Here is a 15,284-nt window from a genome sequence, read left to right on the forward strand (position 1 = left end):
CTGCCTCGCCGACGTGCCCCGATTACTTACGGAGTCACCATGACCAAGGTCGAACACCAGGACAGCACCGTACTGACCGACGAGGAACTGCGCACCCTGGACGCCCACTGGCGGGCCGCCAACTACCTTGCCGTGGGCCAGATCTACCTGCTCGCCAACCCCCTGCTCACCGAGCCCCTGACTCCGGAGCACATCAAGCCCCGGCTGCTGGGCCACTGGGGCACCTCGCCCGGCCTCAACCTGGTCCACACCCACCTGAACCGTGTCGTCACGGCGCGCGGCCTGGACGCGCTGTGCGTCTGGGGTCCCGGTCACGGCGGCCCGGCCGTGCTGGCGAACTCCTGGCTGGAGGGCACCTACAGCGAGACGTATCCCACCGTGTCCCGCGACACCGAGGGCATGGGGAAACTGTTCCGGCAGTTCTCCTTCCCCGGCGGCGTGCCCAGCCATGTCGCGCCGGAGACACCCGGCTCCATCCACGAGGGCGGCGAGCTCGGCTACTCCCTCGCCCACGCCTACGGCGCCGCCTTCGACAATCCCGAGCTGCTGGTCGCCTGTGTGATCGGCGACGGCGAGGCGGAGACGGGACCCCTCGCCGCGTCCTGGCACTCCAACAAGTTCCTCGACCCGGTCCACGACGGCGCCGTCCTGCCCATCCTGCACCTCAACGGCTACAAGATCGCCAACCCGACGGTGCTCTCCCGGCTCCCGGAGTCCGAACTCGACGAACTGCTGCGGGGGTACGGTCACGACCCGATCCATGTGACCGGCGACGAGCCGTTGCAGGTGCACCGCGCCATGGCCGCCGCGTTCGACCAGGCCCTGGACCGGATTGCGCTGCTCCAGCGCACCGCCCGCGAGGAGGGCGTGGCCGAACGGGCACGCTGGCCCATGATCGTGCTGCGCACCCCGAAGGGCTGGACCGGCCCCGCGGAGGTCGACGGCGAGCCCGTCGAAGGCACCTGGCGCGCCCACCAGGTGCCGCTGGCAGGAGTCCGCGAAAACCCTGAGCACCTGCGGCAGTTGGAGACCTGGCTGCGCTCCTACCGCCCCGAGGAGCTCTTCGACGCCGAGGGACGGCCGGTGGCCGACGTGCTCGCCTGCGTACCCGACGGCTCCCGGCGGCTGGGCGCCACCCCGCACGCCAACGGCGGCCTCCTCGTCCGCGATCTGCCGCTCCCGCCCCTGGAGCGGTTCGCCGTACCCGTCGACAAGCCGGGCGTCACCCTGCACGAGCCGACCCGGGTGCTGGGCGACCTCCTCGAACACGTCATGCGCGAGACCTCGCACCGCCGCGACTTCCGGCTGGTCGGCCCCGACGAGACGGCCTCCAACCGGCTGGGCGCCGTCTACGGCGCCAGCGGCAAGGCCTGGCAGGCACAGATCCTGCCGGTGGACGAACACCTCGACCGGCACGGCCGAGTCATGGAGATCCTCTCCGAACACCTCTGCCAGGGCTGGCTGGAGGGCTATCTCCTCACCGGCCGGCACGGTCTGTTCTCCTGCTACGAGGCGTTCGTGCACATCGTCGACTCCATGGTCAACCAGCACATCAAGTGGCTGAGGACCTCACGCGAACTGCCCTGGCGCGCCCCGATCGCCTCCCTCAACTACCTGCTCACCTCACACGTGTGGCGCCAGGACCACAACGGCTTCTCGCACCAGGACCCCGGATTCGTCGACCACGTCCTCAACAAGAGTCCCGAGGTCGTACGCGTCTACCTGCCGCCGGACGCCAACACCCTGCTGTCCGTCGCGGATCACGTGCTGCGCAGCCGCGACTACGTCAACGTCATCGTGGCCGGCAAACAGCCGAGTTTCGACTGGCTGTCCATGGACCAGGCCCGCGCCCACTGCGCCCGCGGCGCCGGGATCTGGGAGTGGGCGGGCACGGAGAACGGCGGCGAGCCCGATGCAGTCCTGGCCTGCGCCGGGGACGTACCCACCCAGGAGGTGCTGGCCGCGGCGCAGTTGCTGCGCCGACACCTCCCGGACCTCGCCGTCCGAGTGGTCAACGTGGTCGACATGACCAGGATCCTGCCGCGCGAGGAACACCCGCACGGAATGAGCGACTTCGAGTACGACGGCCTGTTCACCACCGACAAGCCGGTGATCTTCGCCTACCACGGCTATCCCTGGCTGATCCACCGGCTGGCCTACCGCCGCACCGGCCACAAGAACCTGCACGTGCGCGGCTACAAAGAGTCCGGCACCACGACCACGCCGTTCGACATGGTCGTCCGCAACGACCTCGACCGCTACCGGCTGGTCATGGACGTCATCGACCGCGTTCCAGGACTCGCGGTGCGCGCCGCCGCCGTACGGCAGCAGATGGCCGACGCGCGCACCCGACACCAGGCCTGGATCCGCGAGCACGGCACCGATCTGCCCGAGGTCGCCGACTGGACCTGGAGCACCTGACCCGCCCCTCACTCCCGGAAGGAACTCACTGCCATGACCGTACGCGTCGGCATCAACGGCTTCGGCCGCATCGGCCGCACCTACCTGCGAGCCGCCCTCGACCGTGCCGAGGAAGGCACCCAGGACGTCGAGGTGGTCGCCGTCAACGACATCACCTCACCCGCCACCCTGGCCCACCTGCTTGAGTACGACTCGACGTTCGGACGCATCGGCCGCGACGTCCAGCACGACGACAGCTCCATCACGGTCGACGGACGGCGCATCGCCGTCACCGCCGAGCGTGACCCGGCCGCCCTGCGCTGGTCCGACTACGGCGCCGGCATCGTGATCGAGTCCACCGGGCGTTTCCGTGACCGGGACTCCGCGGCACTGCACCTGAAGGGCGGCGCCCACACCGTGCTGCTGTCGGCCCCCGGCAAGGGCGTGGACGCCACCATCGTGATGGGCGTCAACGACCGTGCCTACGACCGGAACAGCGACCGGATCGTCTCCGCCGCCTCCTGCACCACCAACTGCGTCGCCCCGATGGTGAAGGTCCTCGACGACGCCTTCGGCGTCGAGCGTGGTGTGATGACCACCATCCACGGCTACACCAACGACCAGTCGCTGCTGGACGGTCCGCACAAGGATCTGCGCCGGGCCCGCTCCGCAGCCCTCAGCATCATCCCCACCAGCACGGGTGCCGCCCGAGCCGTGGGCCTGGTGGTGCCGGAGCTGGCGGGGGCACTGGACGGGATCGCGGTCCGTGTGCCCGTGGAGGACGGCTCGCTCACCGACCTCGCGGTGGTCCTCGCCCGGGAGGCGAGCGTGGACGAGATCAACGCCGTGTTCGAGGCGGCCGCGGACGGGCCGCTGAACGGCATCCTGCGGGTCACGAAGGCGCCGATCGTCTCCCGCGACGTCATCGGCGACCCCTCGTCCTGCATCTTCGATCCCGCCCTGACCCAGGCCAACGGCACCCTGGCCAAGGTCTTCGGCTGGTACGACAACGAGTGGGGCTACACCAACCGCCTCTTGGACCTGACGGCCCTCGTGGCAGACGACTGACGGACGCGTCCCGATGGCTCGCGTGCGGCGGAAGCGGGCCTGCCGGCGGTCGCAGAAGTGCCGACCGGCCCCGGGGCGTCGGTCACGACGGTGCCCGGCGTCGCCCTCGCCACCCTCAGCCTCGGTGCCGTCCTCGGCCCGGAGGCCTCGCTCATCGCCCTCGGCGGGGGACTGGCGGCCGAGCCGATCCGGATGCTGAAACGCGATACTCCTCCCACTGCCCTCGCCGTTGTCGCAGCGGCGGGCAGTTTCGCAGCGATCAGCGAACTGCTGGGCTCACCCCTGCTCGGAGCGTTCCTGCTCATGGAAGCGTCCGGCCTGGCCGGGCCGATGCTCGGCGTCGTGCTGGTTCCCGGCCTGCTCGCCGCAGGCATCGGCTCCCTGATCTTCACCACGAAGGGCTCCAGGCCGCCTCTTGGCCTGGAGCCCGGATGATCCGTCGTGCGTTCAGCTGGTCCTGTGGCCCCATCGTGGCCCCACTTGATCCCATTCCCTGCTCCACTCGTCGATGCGGTGGCGGTCGAGCTGCCACCGGACAACCGCTCCGGCGCCGAACACCAGGCCGGCAAGACCGGCCGCCGCCCCGACGCCCAGGAGACCCGACTCGATCGCCGCCTCGGTGGCGCTCAGCGGCGCTGAGGTGAGACGGCCGTGGCCGTCCTGCCAGACCGTGACCGTGGATCCGGCCTCGAGGCCGGTGTCCACCTGGGTTCGGCCGGTGCGGGTCGAGCCGTCGGAGGCCGTCCAGCGCACGGTTGTCGTCCGGCGATCGGAGGTGCCGCCGATCGCGGGGAAGCTGAGGGGGACATCGTTCAGGAGCACGGCTGGGACGCGCTGCCGCTCGGCTCGCTGCGCCGCGAACACCTCGTCCGCGGCATGGGCGGTCACCAGCCCGGCGACGGACCCTCCCACGGCGAAAACCATCCACACGGCCAGCACGATCCAGGCCTCGACGATGTCGTCGCGTCGCCGCAAGGGGTTGCTGCGCCACCGCCACAACCGCTGCTTCACGTTCGTGCCACCGGGCATCGGTCCGCACCTCCTCCTCGTCGTCGTGACACTTCCGACGGTGACAGCCGACGCCGTGCCACGGCATGGGCCGAGCAGGTGCCGCCGCAGGGCCGACCGGGGCCGATTCCACGGTTGGAAAGGGTCGTTCAGCCCAACGGACGGCGAGGCCCGACGGAGCCCTGCCCAGGTCTTTCGCCCCCTGCCGGGAGTGAGGCGCGGGCGCCCATGCTCGTAGGACGGAACCAGCCGTCCCACGCCCGCACGCGAGGAGGGCATCATGACGAACGCGACCTTCGGCGCCGCGCTTGTGGAGACCTGTGTCTCCGCCGCGGTCGCCGCACCCTCGATCCACAACACCCAGCCGTGGCGCTTCGGGCTGGACTCCGAGACAGTGACCTTCGAGGTGCGTGCCGATCCCGCACGAGGCATGAGGCACACGGACCCCACGGGCCGGGCCCTGCTCCTTTCCGTAGGAGCCTGCGTGTTCAATCTCCGGGTTGCGCTCGCCCACTTCGGTTGGTCACCTGTCACACGTCTGCTGCCCGGTCCCGACGACCCCGGCCTGCTCGCCACGGTGCGGCCCTCCGGGCTCACCACCAGGCAGGGGCCGGAGCAGCAGGGGAGCGCGGATCTCTATGAGGCGATCTGGCGCAGGCACAGCAGCCGCTTCCCTTTCGCGAGCCGACCGCTTCCCGCGGCAGTGCGCGACGAACTCGCTGCGGTGGCCCTCGAGGAAGGCGCATCTCTGACATTCCCCGAACAGGTGGACGCGGCCCGCATGCTGCGTCTGACCGCCGAGGCCGAGCGACGTAACCGCCTCGACGCGGGCCGCGCGGCCGAGGTCCGACGCTGGGTGCACCGGGACCTGGAACCGGCGCCCGACGCAGGTCTGCCGCGAACGGCGCTGGGATCGCAGGACGCCCGGGAGAGGATCCCGCTGCGCGACTTCAGCGCACAGCGGCATCCCGAACGGCTCACCGCGCGGCCTTTCGAGGCGAACCCGGTTGTCGCCCTGCTGACCACCGAACACGACCGCCGAGTCGACTGGCTGCGCGCGGGACAGGGCCTCGAGCACGTGTGGCTCGTCGCGACGGCATACGGCCTGCGCGCGTCTCTGCTGCATCAGGCAGTCGAATGGGCGGACCTGCGTGACGCGCTGGCCACCGCTTCCGACGACACCGCGCATCCACAGCTGCTCATACGCCTCGGATACGGCCCCGAGGGCCCGGCCACCCCGCGCCGCACACCAGGTCTGGATCTACGGTAGGCCGCTCGGGCTCGGGACCCAGCACCGTGTCGAGCCGGCCGGCGCCTCTCGTCACGGCCGGACCGACGGGAAGGACCGTTCGGCGAATGATGGGGCCGGACGGCCCAAGCGGATCGGTTAATGATTGGACAAGGTGGATGTATGGGGCAATTTCGCTATTCGAGAGCGGATGGGGAGGAGCGCCATGAAGGTGGTGCTCGACGAGCCATCGGACGAGCAGGTCGCCGTCTCGGCGGCCTGACGAGAGGACGTGACAGGCCGTGACCGAACAGACACAGGCGAACGCGCCGAAGGATCTGCCGTCGGGCGACCTGGGCCGCCGACTCGCCGCACGCCGCGCCCAACTCGGTCTGACGACAGAAGAGACGGCCGCGCGAGCGGGTATGGCCCCCAGCTACGTGACCCACCTGGAACAACACCCTGACGCCGCGCCCGACCGAGGCGCGCTCCTCACGCTGGCGGCAGCGCTACGGACCACGGTCTCGGCGCTCACCGGCGGAGATGCTGATGTGCCACCCGGTCGTGAACAGGCCGGGCGCGCTCCCGAATTCACCGAGTTGAGCAAGGCCGAGTGCGCCGAGCTGCTGTCGACGCACGGTGTCGGAAGGCTCGCGGTGGCCACGGAGCTCGGGCCGGTGATCGTCCCTGTGAACTACAGCGTCGTCGATGACGCGATCGTCTTCAGAACGGCTCGCGGTGCTACACCGTCGCTGGCGTCCGGGTGCGTGGTCGCCTTCGAGGTCGACCGTGTCGACGACACCTTCAGCCAGGGATGGAGCGTGCTGGCGCGCGGGTACGCGCGCACGGTGACAGACACCGATGAAGAACATCGGCTCGCGGAGCAGACCTACAGTGCGCCGTGGAGCGGTGGGCGGCGCGACATGTGGGTGCGCATCGAACCGTATGCCGTCACGGGACGTCGCATCGTGGCCTGAACAGGCTCTCACTCGGGAGGTCAGGGACCCACGGTCTCTGGCTGAGGGGGGTTCTCGCCCGGTTGAGGACGACCAGCGCAGTACCGCTTTGTCAGGTGAGAGACGAGAAGGCCTATGTACGCCAACGACGGATTCCGCGAACTCGACCGGCAGGAATGCCTGGCCCTGCTCGTCACCGTGCCCGTGGGACGCATCGTGTACACGCGGCAGGCGTTGCCCGCCGTCCTGCCGGTCAACTTCCGCCTGGACCGTGACGGCGCGGTGGTGGTGCGCACCTCGGCCTCGTCGGAACTGGCGAGTGCGATCGACGGAGCCGTGGTGGCCTTCGAGGCCGACGAGGTCGACGCTGTCGCACACTCCGGCTGGAGCGTCGTGGCCATGGGGTTGGCCACCCTCGTGACCGATGCCGTCGAGCACGCACGACTTCTCAGGACCGGGCCGCGTTCCTGGGCGCCGGCGCCGCAGGAGGTCTTCGTGCGCATCGCCCAAGAGCTGGTCACCGGGCGCGAACTCGTGGGCGGGGGCACCTTGTACGGCGTGCATCCCCCTTCCTGAACCCCCGTCGCCACGTCCGTCAAGACCTCATCACCTGTCCCTTTCCCGTCCGAACGGCCCCTGGAACAAGGGCCGTTCGGTGTCACTTCGGGCCTCCCGGCTTCTGCCCGAGGTGATGACCCACGAGGAGCATCGTTGGAGGAAGGCCGGCGCGTTGGACGAGCGCCCCTTCCGTCGAACGGTCACTCGAGGAAGGGACGGGTACGGCCATGACCTCGCATCACATAGTCGTCGGAGTGGACGGCTCTCTGACTTCCGCAAGGGCGCTGGACTGGGCCGCGGCTGAGGCCGTACGGCACGGCACCGGCCTGCGCGTGCTGTACGCGGTTCCCGACCGGGACGAGGCCGCACCGATCCTGGGCAACGCCGTGTCACGCACACACGCGCGGCATCCGGACCTGCTCGTGGAGACCGTCGTGACAGAGGAAGGTGCGGCACGTGCCTTGGCCTGCGAGAGCGCGGACGCGGTCCTGACCGTCGTGGGAACACGCGGCTTGGGCGCGTTGACCGGCCCGGCGTTCGGTTCGGTGAGCCTGAGGCTGGCCGCCCTCACTCAAGGACCGCTCCTGGTGGTCCGCGGGACCACCCGTGCGACGACGGGCAGGACGTGCTGCTCGGACTGGCGGACGACACGGACACGCAGGCGGCGGCGTACGCCTTCCAGGAGGCCGAGCGGCGCGGTGCGAGGCTCCGTGTCCTGCATTCCTGGAGCCACCGGCACATCACTCCCGAACTGACCTCCCTCATACCGACGCGCAGTCCGGGCCAGGAACACATGGCCAGGGAGGCCCGGGCGGAGGAGGCCGTACCCCGCTACGCCCTCGCCCAACTGCAGGCACGGTACCCCGGAGTCACCGTGGAGACCCACACGGTCCGCGCCGCTCCCGGGGACGAACTGCTGGCAGCGACCCGGAAGGCTGCGGTGGTCGTCATCGGTGCCCACCGCCGTACCAGTGTGCTCGGCCCGCGCCTCGGCCCGGTCGCCCACACACTCTTGCGCCGGGCGCATTGCCCGGTGGTCGTCGTGCCCCAGAGATGACCCGCCGCCGGCCGGTCCCGCAGGCGAGACCCGTTCAGGCCGACGGGGCCGGACCGTCGGCTGTGAGGCGAACCCCGGTGACCAGAACGGGGCTGATGCGGACGGCGTGATCCATCGTCCGTGACACCCACGGACGCAACAACGTCCGATAGCGGGCCAGTTCCCATGGATCGGTGACCAGTCGCGCATAACCCGTGACGACCACACTCCAACCGAGGTGGGTGTCGGGGTCGATGTCGTCGGCCTCGTACGCGACGACGGCCCCCTCACTCTCGTTCTGTCGGGTGTACCGGGTCAGAGCGGCGTCACCATGCGTGCGGATGACGATGTCGCCGTCGACCAGGACGTGGTTGACCGGGCGGATGGCCGGCAGCGCCTGCCGGGTGAAGACGATCCGCCCCAGGGACACGCTGCCCAGGAGCCGTAGCGCCTCGCCGCCGTCCAGCGCGACGCTGCTCCGCGTCTCTGAGGCGTTCGACGGGTCATTGTCGCTGGCCATCGCAGAATTCCGTATCGTCGGGTCGCTCATGCTCGTGTGTCTCCGCAGCCACGCGCGCGCCGGAGATCTCTCGATCGTGTGGATGGCCCGGTGCCCACGTGAAGGCGTGAGCGACACCGCGGGGGACCGGTGTCGCTCACGCCTTCACTGTCTCTCGGGCCACACCGTTCGCACAGGTGCCGATGGTCCCCGTCGTGGGCCGAACAGCCCTCGCACCTCGGTGGCCTATCGACGGTGCATGGTCTCCAGAGCGGCCGCCAGAACCTGGGGGTCGTGATGGCCCTTGTAGACCTGCGGCGGATGCCTGTCCAGCTTCAGGAGCTGCACCACGGCCGTCCAGGCGGTGCGTACGGAGTACTCGACGGTGAAGACGACGTCGTCGGGCACCTCGGCGAACTGTCCGATGAAGGCGAGGTTGACCGCCCCCTTCGGGACCACCCGGGGCCGGTCGTCGCGGCGACGGGCCAGGAACTGACTGGTGATGTACGGCATCACACAGGGCACGACGGTGGAGGTCTCCCGGATCCGGGCCGCCGTCCGCTCGTCGAACGGAAGGTGGTGCAGGACCTCTTCGAGGATCTCGCGGCCCGTGCACATCGTCATCGGCTTGGGCGTGTGGTCGCCCGCGCGGCCGGGAAACAGGCCGTAGCCCCACCAGACCCCGACGTCCTCCGGCTGGTCGCGGTAGACGGGCTGGCGGTTGGCGACGATGGTGAGCAGCCAGTTGGATTCGGTGAAGGTCATCAGGCCGCCTCTGCCGGCCGGACGTCCGCTGAACTCCTCGAGGGCCTTCAGGAAGGCGGGGTCTTTGGTGGTGACCGTGAACGACTCCCAGCGGGACTCCTTCACGTGTTTGTCGAAGGCGTCGGGGTTGCCGAAGTCGTCGCGGCCACGGGCCAGCCGGTGCCACAGCAGCCAGGCGTCCGAGCGATGCGGAGCCGGCGGAGGCGCGGAGGTGTGCGAGCCGAGGCTGGAGGCATCGGTCATGGACCCGTTGGTGACGAGGACCAGGTCCTCGGGCGCGACGGCGACCTTCTCGTCGTAGCCACCCCGGCTCAGGTGGATGGTCTCGACCGTGCCACTCCTGAGGCCCGGGGTGAAGCCGAGGTCGGTGACGTGGCAGCCGGTGTGCACGTTGACGCCGCGCTCGCGGAGCCAGGCGGTCAGGGGGCGGACGATGGAGTCGTACTGGTTGTAGCGGGTCCGGTGGATGGCCGACATGGACGCGAACTCGGAGAACAGGTGGACGAAGCGCCTCAGATAGCGGCGGAACTCGATCGCGCTGTGCCAGGGCTGGAAGGCGAACGTGGTGCACCACATGAACCAGAAGTGGGTGGTGAAGAAGTGCTCACCGAAGCAGTCGGTGATCCGCTTGCCGTCCAGGTGCCCTTCGGGAGTGGCCAGGCAGCGGACCAGCTCCAGCCGGTCACGTTCGGAGAATCCCATCGAGGTCGTGTCGACGATCTTGCCGTCCCCGTCGACGAGCCGGGCGATGTCGTCCCAGGCGAAGTCCTCATGTCCGGCCAGGATCTCGTCGGTCACCGAGACGGTGGGGTCGTCGAGGGTGGGGATGCCGGACAGCAGGTCGTAGGTGCAGCGGAACTCGGCCTCGAACATGCGACCGCCCCGCATGGTGTAGCCGGCGTCCGGCGTGCCCCCCGCGTCGAGGCTGCCGCCGAGGGTCCGTTGTTCCTCGAAGAGGTGGATGTCGGAACCCTTGTAGCCGCCGTCTCGGATCAGGAACGTCGCCGCGGCCAGTGCCGCGATCCCGCTGCCCACCAGATATGCCTTCGCCATCACACAACTCCTCGTCCTCGCACATCGATCGGGAACCGCGCCTCCCACGGTTTCCTGCCGCCAGGCCCTGCGTCAGTGGGCCGTTGGTCACCTCACGGGCCCGGACGGCCCTCAGAGTCGGGACCGGCGGAATCATCCGCAGGCCGCGGACAGGCCCGGTCCGGTCGGTGGACGTGACGGACCGGACCGTCGCGACCGCCGGATCACGCCGTGCGGGAGTCCTCCGCCGCGCTGCCGGGTCCGGCGGCGGTACGCGACGGCTTGGTCGTGACGCGCCACGGCGGGGCCGTCGTCCGGTGTCCGTTGTTCCAGGCCTGGGCGGACTTCTCGGTCTGGCGGCGCAGCCGGTCCTGGAGCCGGTCGACGACCTCCGTGCCCGTCGCCTCCTCGACCGCCGCCACCACCTGACGACCGCCGACGCGCAGGTCGGCCGTGGCCGACCACGGGTGGCCGGCGTGGTGGGCGGCCGCTCGCACGACGTGCACCTCGCCGGTGACGACGGGCAGGCCCGGCCTCCCCACGACCGCGTCGATCTTCGTACGGGCGTAGGCCAGTGTCTCCTCGTCCACGGCGCCGTCGGAGCGCAGCCGAACAAGGGGAGGGTCCTGGGTGTTGTCGCTGGTCATCGAGGGTCCTTCCTTCGGGGCGTCAGAAATGTCGTGCGGTTCAGGCCGTGCTGCCGGGCAGCCACAGGTCGGGGCCGAAGACCTCGTAGCGGATGCGTCGCGCGGGAACCCCGGCGCCGAGCAGCTGTCCGCGCACCCCTCGCATGAAGGGCACCGGACCGCACAGGAACACCTTGGCGTTGTCGGGGAGTTGTGTGCCGCTCAGGTCCATCTGGCCGGTACGGGCATCGGGTTCCTCCGGTCCGGGGTGCTCGTACCAGAAGACGGCCCGGGCGCCCGGCAGTTGCCCGACGAGGTCGTGTGTCTCGGCCCGCAGGGGGTGGTCGGCGGGGGAGCGGTCGGCGTGCAGGACCAGTACCGGGCGGATCGAGCGGAGGGCGGCGAGGTGGGCCAGGATGCCGGTCATGGGGGTGCAGCCGATACCGGCCGAGACCAGCACGACGGGGGTGGTGGCATCCACCGGGTCGTCGAGGAAGACGTCTCCGAACGGTGCGGACAGCAGCAGCTCGTCCCCCTCGCGGACGCGGTCGTGGAGCAGGTTGGAGACCTCGCCGTCCGGTTCGTCGGCGTCACCCGTCACCCGCTTCACAGTGATCCGCCGCAGCTTTCCGCCCGGGTCGGAGGACAGGCTGTACTGGCGCAGTTGGTGCACGCCGTCGGCCATGCGCACACGGACGCTCACGTACTGGCCGGCGCGGGCCCGCGGCGTGCGCTCGCCGTCGGCCGGACGGAGCAGGAAGGACACGACATCAGGGGTCTCGGTACGGCGTTCGACGACCGTCCAGGGCCGCCAGGTCTCGCCGGGCCGTACGCCCGCGTCCTGGTAGAGGAGGGCCTCCCGGCCGATCAGGGCCCCGGCCATCAGCCAGTAGACCTCGTCCCAGGCGGCAGCCACCTGCGGGGTGATCGCTTCGCCGAGGACCTCCGCCATCGCACCGAACAGGTACTTGTGCACGATCGTGTACTGGTCGTCGGTGACGCCGACAGCGGCGTGCTTGTGGGCGATCCGGGAGAGCAGCGCGTCCGGACGCGCGTCGGGGTTCTCCAGCAGCGCGCCGGCGAATCCGGCGATCGAGCCGGCCAGGGCACGGCGCTGGGCGCCGCTGGCCTGGTTGCCCCGGTTGAACATCCCGTCGAGGAGTTCGGGCCGGTCGTGGAACATCGTGGCGTAGAAGCGGGCGGTGATGTCGTCGAGCGCTCCGGCCACGGCGGGCAGGGTCGCCCGTACGAGGGCGGCGGATTCCGCGGACAGCATGGATCCTCCTGGGAAGTACGAGGTGAAGGGGAGAGAGGAGGCGGGCCGGCTCGGCCGGAGCGTCTCAGTGCGCAGGAACGGTGCCGCCGGTCTCCGTGCCATGGCCGTAGTAGGCCGCGCGCATCAGCTCGCCCATGTCGTCGAGCATCGGCATCCGGGGGTTGGCGGGCGCGCACTGGTCCTCGTAGGCGTTGAGAGCCTGCTGGGGCAGGGCTTCGAGGAAGGCGCGCTCGTCGACCCCGAGGGCCTGGAAGGTGGGTTCGATGCCCACCGCGTCGCGGAGCCGCTCCACCGCCGAGGCGAGCGACTCGACTCCCTCGGCCGGGGTGGCGGCGGGCAGCCCGAGGGTGCGCGCGATGTCCTGGAAGCGTTCGGGGGCGCGGTAGCTCTCGTACTTGGGCCAGCCGGTGAGCTTCGTGGGGATCGTGCCGTTGTAGCGGATGACATGCGGCAGCAGAACGGCGTTGGTGCGGCCGTGCGCGACGTGGAACGTGGCGCCGAGCGTGTGGGACATCGCGTGGACGATGCCGAGGAAGGCGTTGCCGAACGCCATGCCGGCGATGGTCCCGGCGTTGTGCATCTTCTCCTGGGCCTCCGGCCGGGCCGCGCGGTCGTTCACCGCCGCCTCGATGCTGTCGAAGATCATCCGGATCGCGTGCAGGGCGAGGCCGTCGGTGAAGTCGTTGGCGTAGACGGAGACATAGGCCTCGATGGCGTGGGTGAGGGCGTCGAAACCGCTGTCGGCGGCCAGTGCCCGGGGCAGCGCGGTGGTGAGGAGCGGGTCGATGATGGCGACACTCGGGGTGAGCGCGTAGTCGGCGAGCGGGTACTTCTTGCCGGTGGCGGGGTCGGAGATGACGGCGAACGGAGTCACTTCGGCGCCGGTGCCTGAGGTGGTGGGGATGCACACCAGGCGGGCGAGTTTGCCGAGGACGGGGAAGCGGAAGGCGCGCTTGCGGATGTCGGAGAACTTGTGCCGCATGTCGGCGAAGTCGACGTCCTTGCCCTCGGCCTGCTGTTCGTACAGCAGCCACATCACCTTGGCCGCGTCCATGGGAGAGCCACCGCCGAGGGCGATGATGGTGTCCGGGCGGAAGTCGCCCATCAGGCGGGCGCCGCGCCGGACCGAGTCGATGCTCGGCTCGGGTTCGACGTTGTCGATGACCTGGATGGTGACCGGCTCGCGGCGACGCCGCAGCACGCGCTCGACCCGGTCCACGAGACCGAGGCGGGTCATCGTCGCGTCGGTGACGACGGTGACGCGGTGGACGTCCGGCATGGAGGCGAGGTAGCGGATGGCCCCCGGCTCGAAGTAGATCTTCGGCGGGACCTTGAACCACTGCAGGTTGTTGCGGCGCACCGAGACGCGCTTGATGTTCAGCAGCTGGGCGGCGGAGACGTTGTTGGACACCGACGTGCTGCCCCAGGAACCGCAGCCCAGCGTCAGCGACGGCAGCAGGCTGTTGTAGATGCCGCCGATGGCGCCTTGCGAGGACGGCGCGTTGACGATGATCCGCACGGTCTTCATGCGCCTGCCGTACGACTCCGCCAGCGCGAGGTCCTGGGTGTGGATGACGGCGCTGTGACCCTGGCCGTGGAAGGCGACCATGTCGGCGGCCAGGTCGAAGCCCTGCTGCTCGGAGCCGGCGCGCAGGACCGCGAGGACCGGGCAGAGCTTCTCGCGGGTCAGGGGCTCGTCGGGCCCGACTCGCGCCGCCTCGACCAGGATGAGGGAAGTGTCGGCGGGGACGGTGAAGCCCGCCTGCTCGGCGATCCACGCCGGGCTCTGCCCGACGGCCGCGGAGTTGACCTTGGGCTCGCAGCCCGCGCCCGCGGCACCGACGGGGAACAGGAAGGTCTCCAGCTTGGCCTTCTCCTCGGCGGTGGCCAAGTGGGCGTGCAGGACGCGGAATTCGGCGAGGACCGCGTCGTAGATCTCCTCGTCCAGAATGACGGCTTGTTCGGAGGCACAGATCATGCCGTTGTCGAACGACTTGGACAGCACAAGGTCGTTGACGGCCCGGCGCAGATCCGCGCTCCGGTGGACGTAGGCGGGGACATTGCCGGCGCCCACGCCGAGAGCGGGCTTGCCCGCCGAATACGCGGCCTTGACCATGGCGTTGCCGCCGGTGGCGAGGATCAGCGAGACACCCGGGTGACGCATCAGGGTGCCGGTCGCCTCCACGGACGGGATCTCGATCCACTGCACGCAGTGTTCTGGAGCGCCCGCGGCGACGGCGGCGTCACGCACGACGCGGGCCGCCTCGGTGCTGCAGCCCTGGGCGGAGGGATGGAAGGCGAACACGATCGGGTTGCGCGTCTTCAGCGCCATCAGGGCCTTGAACACGGTGGTCGAGGTCGGATTGGTGACAGGGGTGATCGCACACACCACGCCGACCGGCTCGGCCACTTCGGTCATGTCGTCGATGTCGTCGCGAGCGATGACACCGACGGTCTTCATCGGGCCCATGCTGTGCGTGACGTACTCGCAGGCGAACATGTTCTTGGCCGCCTTGTCCTCGAAGACACCCCGCCCGGTCTCCTCCACCGCGAGCCGAGCGAGCTTCGTGTGCTGGTCCAGCGCGGCGACCGAGGCCTTCTTCACGATGTGGTCGACGTGTTCCTGATCGAGCGCCTCGTAGTCGGCCAGTGCCTTGAGCCCGTTCGTCACCAGGCGGTCCACCGCTATGGCGATCTCGGACGGCGCGGCGGCGGGGTCGGTGGTCGCGCTGCGGTCGTCGTGGCGGGTCATGGGGGCGAGCCTCCGTCGTTGAAGGGCGGCACCGCACGATCGGCGGCGCGGGGAGGGAGCGGCACCGCGGGGGATGGTGG

At 70.0% G+C, this 15,284-nt stretch carries 11 protein-coding genes and 2 pseudogenes; 7 read left to right on the forward strand and 6 right to left on the reverse strand.

Translation table 11 applies throughout. The annotated features are described in order from the left end of the window. Positions 1-39 precede the first annotated feature (39 nt). The 3 genes and pseudogenes from OOK38_RS30725 to OOK38_RS30735 all read left to right on the forward strand — a co-directional run. Positions 40-2,421, forward strand: a complete 2,382-nt coding sequence (locus OOK38_RS30725; RefSeq protein WP_266848995.1) for a phosphoketolase — start codon at positions 40-42, stop codon at positions 2,419-2,421. A gap of 33 nt (positions 2,422-2,454) precedes the next feature. Further along, the gene (gene gap / locus OOK38_RS30730) at positions 2,455-3,468 is read left to right on the forward strand and encodes a type I glyceraldehyde-3-phosphate dehydrogenase (RefSeq protein ID WP_266848997.1); all 1,014 of its coding nucleotides are present in this window, start codon (positions 2,455-2,457) and stop codon (positions 3,466-3,468) included. A gap of 102 nt (positions 3,469-3,570) precedes the next feature. Further along, positions 3,571-3,858 (forward strand): annotated as a pseudogene (locus tag OOK38_RS30735) (chloride channel protein); the annotation flags it as partial. Positions 3,859-3,915: 57 nt separating this feature from the next. Here the strand turns inward: OOK38_RS30735 and OOK38_RS30740 are convergent. Next, positions 3,916-4,497 (reverse strand): hypothetical protein, encoded by a 582-nt coding sequence (locus OOK38_RS30740; protein WP_266848999.1) that lies wholly within the window; start codon positions 4,495-4,497, stop codon positions 3,916-3,918. A 259-nt stretch (positions 4,498-4,756) separates the two neighbouring features. On the opposite strand from OOK38_RS30740, the gene OOK38_RS30745 reads away from it, so the two are divergent. The 4 genes and pseudogenes from OOK38_RS30745 to OOK38_RS30760 all read left to right on the forward strand — a co-directional run bounded on the left by OOK38_RS30745 (position 4,757) and on the right by OOK38_RS30760 (position 8,275). After that, positions 4,757-5,746, forward strand: coding sequence for a hypothetical protein (locus tag OOK38_RS30745; RefSeq protein ID WP_266849000.1), 990 nt, complete (start codon positions 4,757-4,759; stop codon positions 5,744-5,746). A 260-nt stretch (positions 5,747-6,006) separates the two neighbouring features. After that, complete coding sequence (locus tag OOK38_RS30750; protein ID WP_266849001.1) at positions 6,007-6,681, forward strand: pyridoxamine 5'-phosphate oxidase family protein; 675 nt, start codon at positions 6,007-6,009, stop codon at positions 6,679-6,681. 114 nt (positions 6,682-6,795) lie between these two features. Then, a complete protein-coding gene (locus OOK38_RS30755) occupies positions 6,796-7,236 on the forward strand; it encodes a pyridoxamine 5'-phosphate oxidase family protein (protein ID WP_266849003.1) in 441 nt (146 codons plus the stop codon). Between the two features lie 209 nt (positions 7,237-7,445). After that, positions 7,446-8,275, forward strand: a pseudogene (locus OOK38_RS30760) (universal stress protein). A 34-nt stretch (positions 8,276-8,309) separates the two neighbouring features. On the opposite strand, the gene OOK38_RS30765 reads toward OOK38_RS30760, so the two are convergent. The 5 genes from OOK38_RS30765 to adhE form a co-directional block, all read right to left on the reverse strand. After that, a complete protein-coding gene (locus OOK38_RS30765; protein ID WP_266849004.1) occupies positions 8,310-8,774 on the reverse strand; it encodes a pyridoxamine 5'-phosphate oxidase family protein in 465 nt (154 codons plus the stop codon). A gap of 225 nt (positions 8,775-8,999) precedes the next feature. Beyond that, positions 9,000-10,571, reverse strand: coding sequence for an oleate hydratase (locus tag OOK38_RS30770; RefSeq protein WP_266849006.1), 1,572 nt, complete (start codon positions 10,569-10,571; stop codon positions 9,000-9,002). Between the two features lie 203 nt (positions 10,572-10,774). Next, the gene (locus tag OOK38_RS30775) at positions 10,775-11,197 is read right to left on the reverse strand and encodes a hypothetical protein (RefSeq protein WP_266849007.1); all 423 of its coding nucleotides are present in this window, start codon (positions 11,195-11,197) and stop codon (positions 10,775-10,777) included. A gap of 40 nt (positions 11,198-11,237) precedes the next feature. Then, positions 11,238-12,452: a globin domain-containing protein gene (locus tag OOK38_RS30780; RefSeq protein WP_266849008.1), complete on the reverse strand. Its 1,215-nt coding sequence runs from the start codon at positions 12,450-12,452 to the stop codon at positions 11,238-11,240. A gap of 64 nt (positions 12,453-12,516) precedes the next feature. Continuing rightward, the gene (adhE, locus tag OOK38_RS30785) at positions 12,517-15,204 is read right to left on the reverse strand and encodes a bifunctional acetaldehyde-CoA/alcohol dehydrogenase (protein WP_266849010.1); all 2,688 of its coding nucleotides are present in this window, start codon (positions 15,202-15,204) and stop codon (positions 12,517-12,519) included. Between the last annotated feature and the right edge of the window lie 80 nt (positions 15,205-15,284).

The sequence above is a fragment of the Streptomyces sp. NBC_00568 genome, assembly GCF_026341855.1.
Taxonomy (GTDB): Bacteria; Actinomycetota; Actinomycetes; order Streptomycetales; family Streptomycetaceae; genus Streptomyces.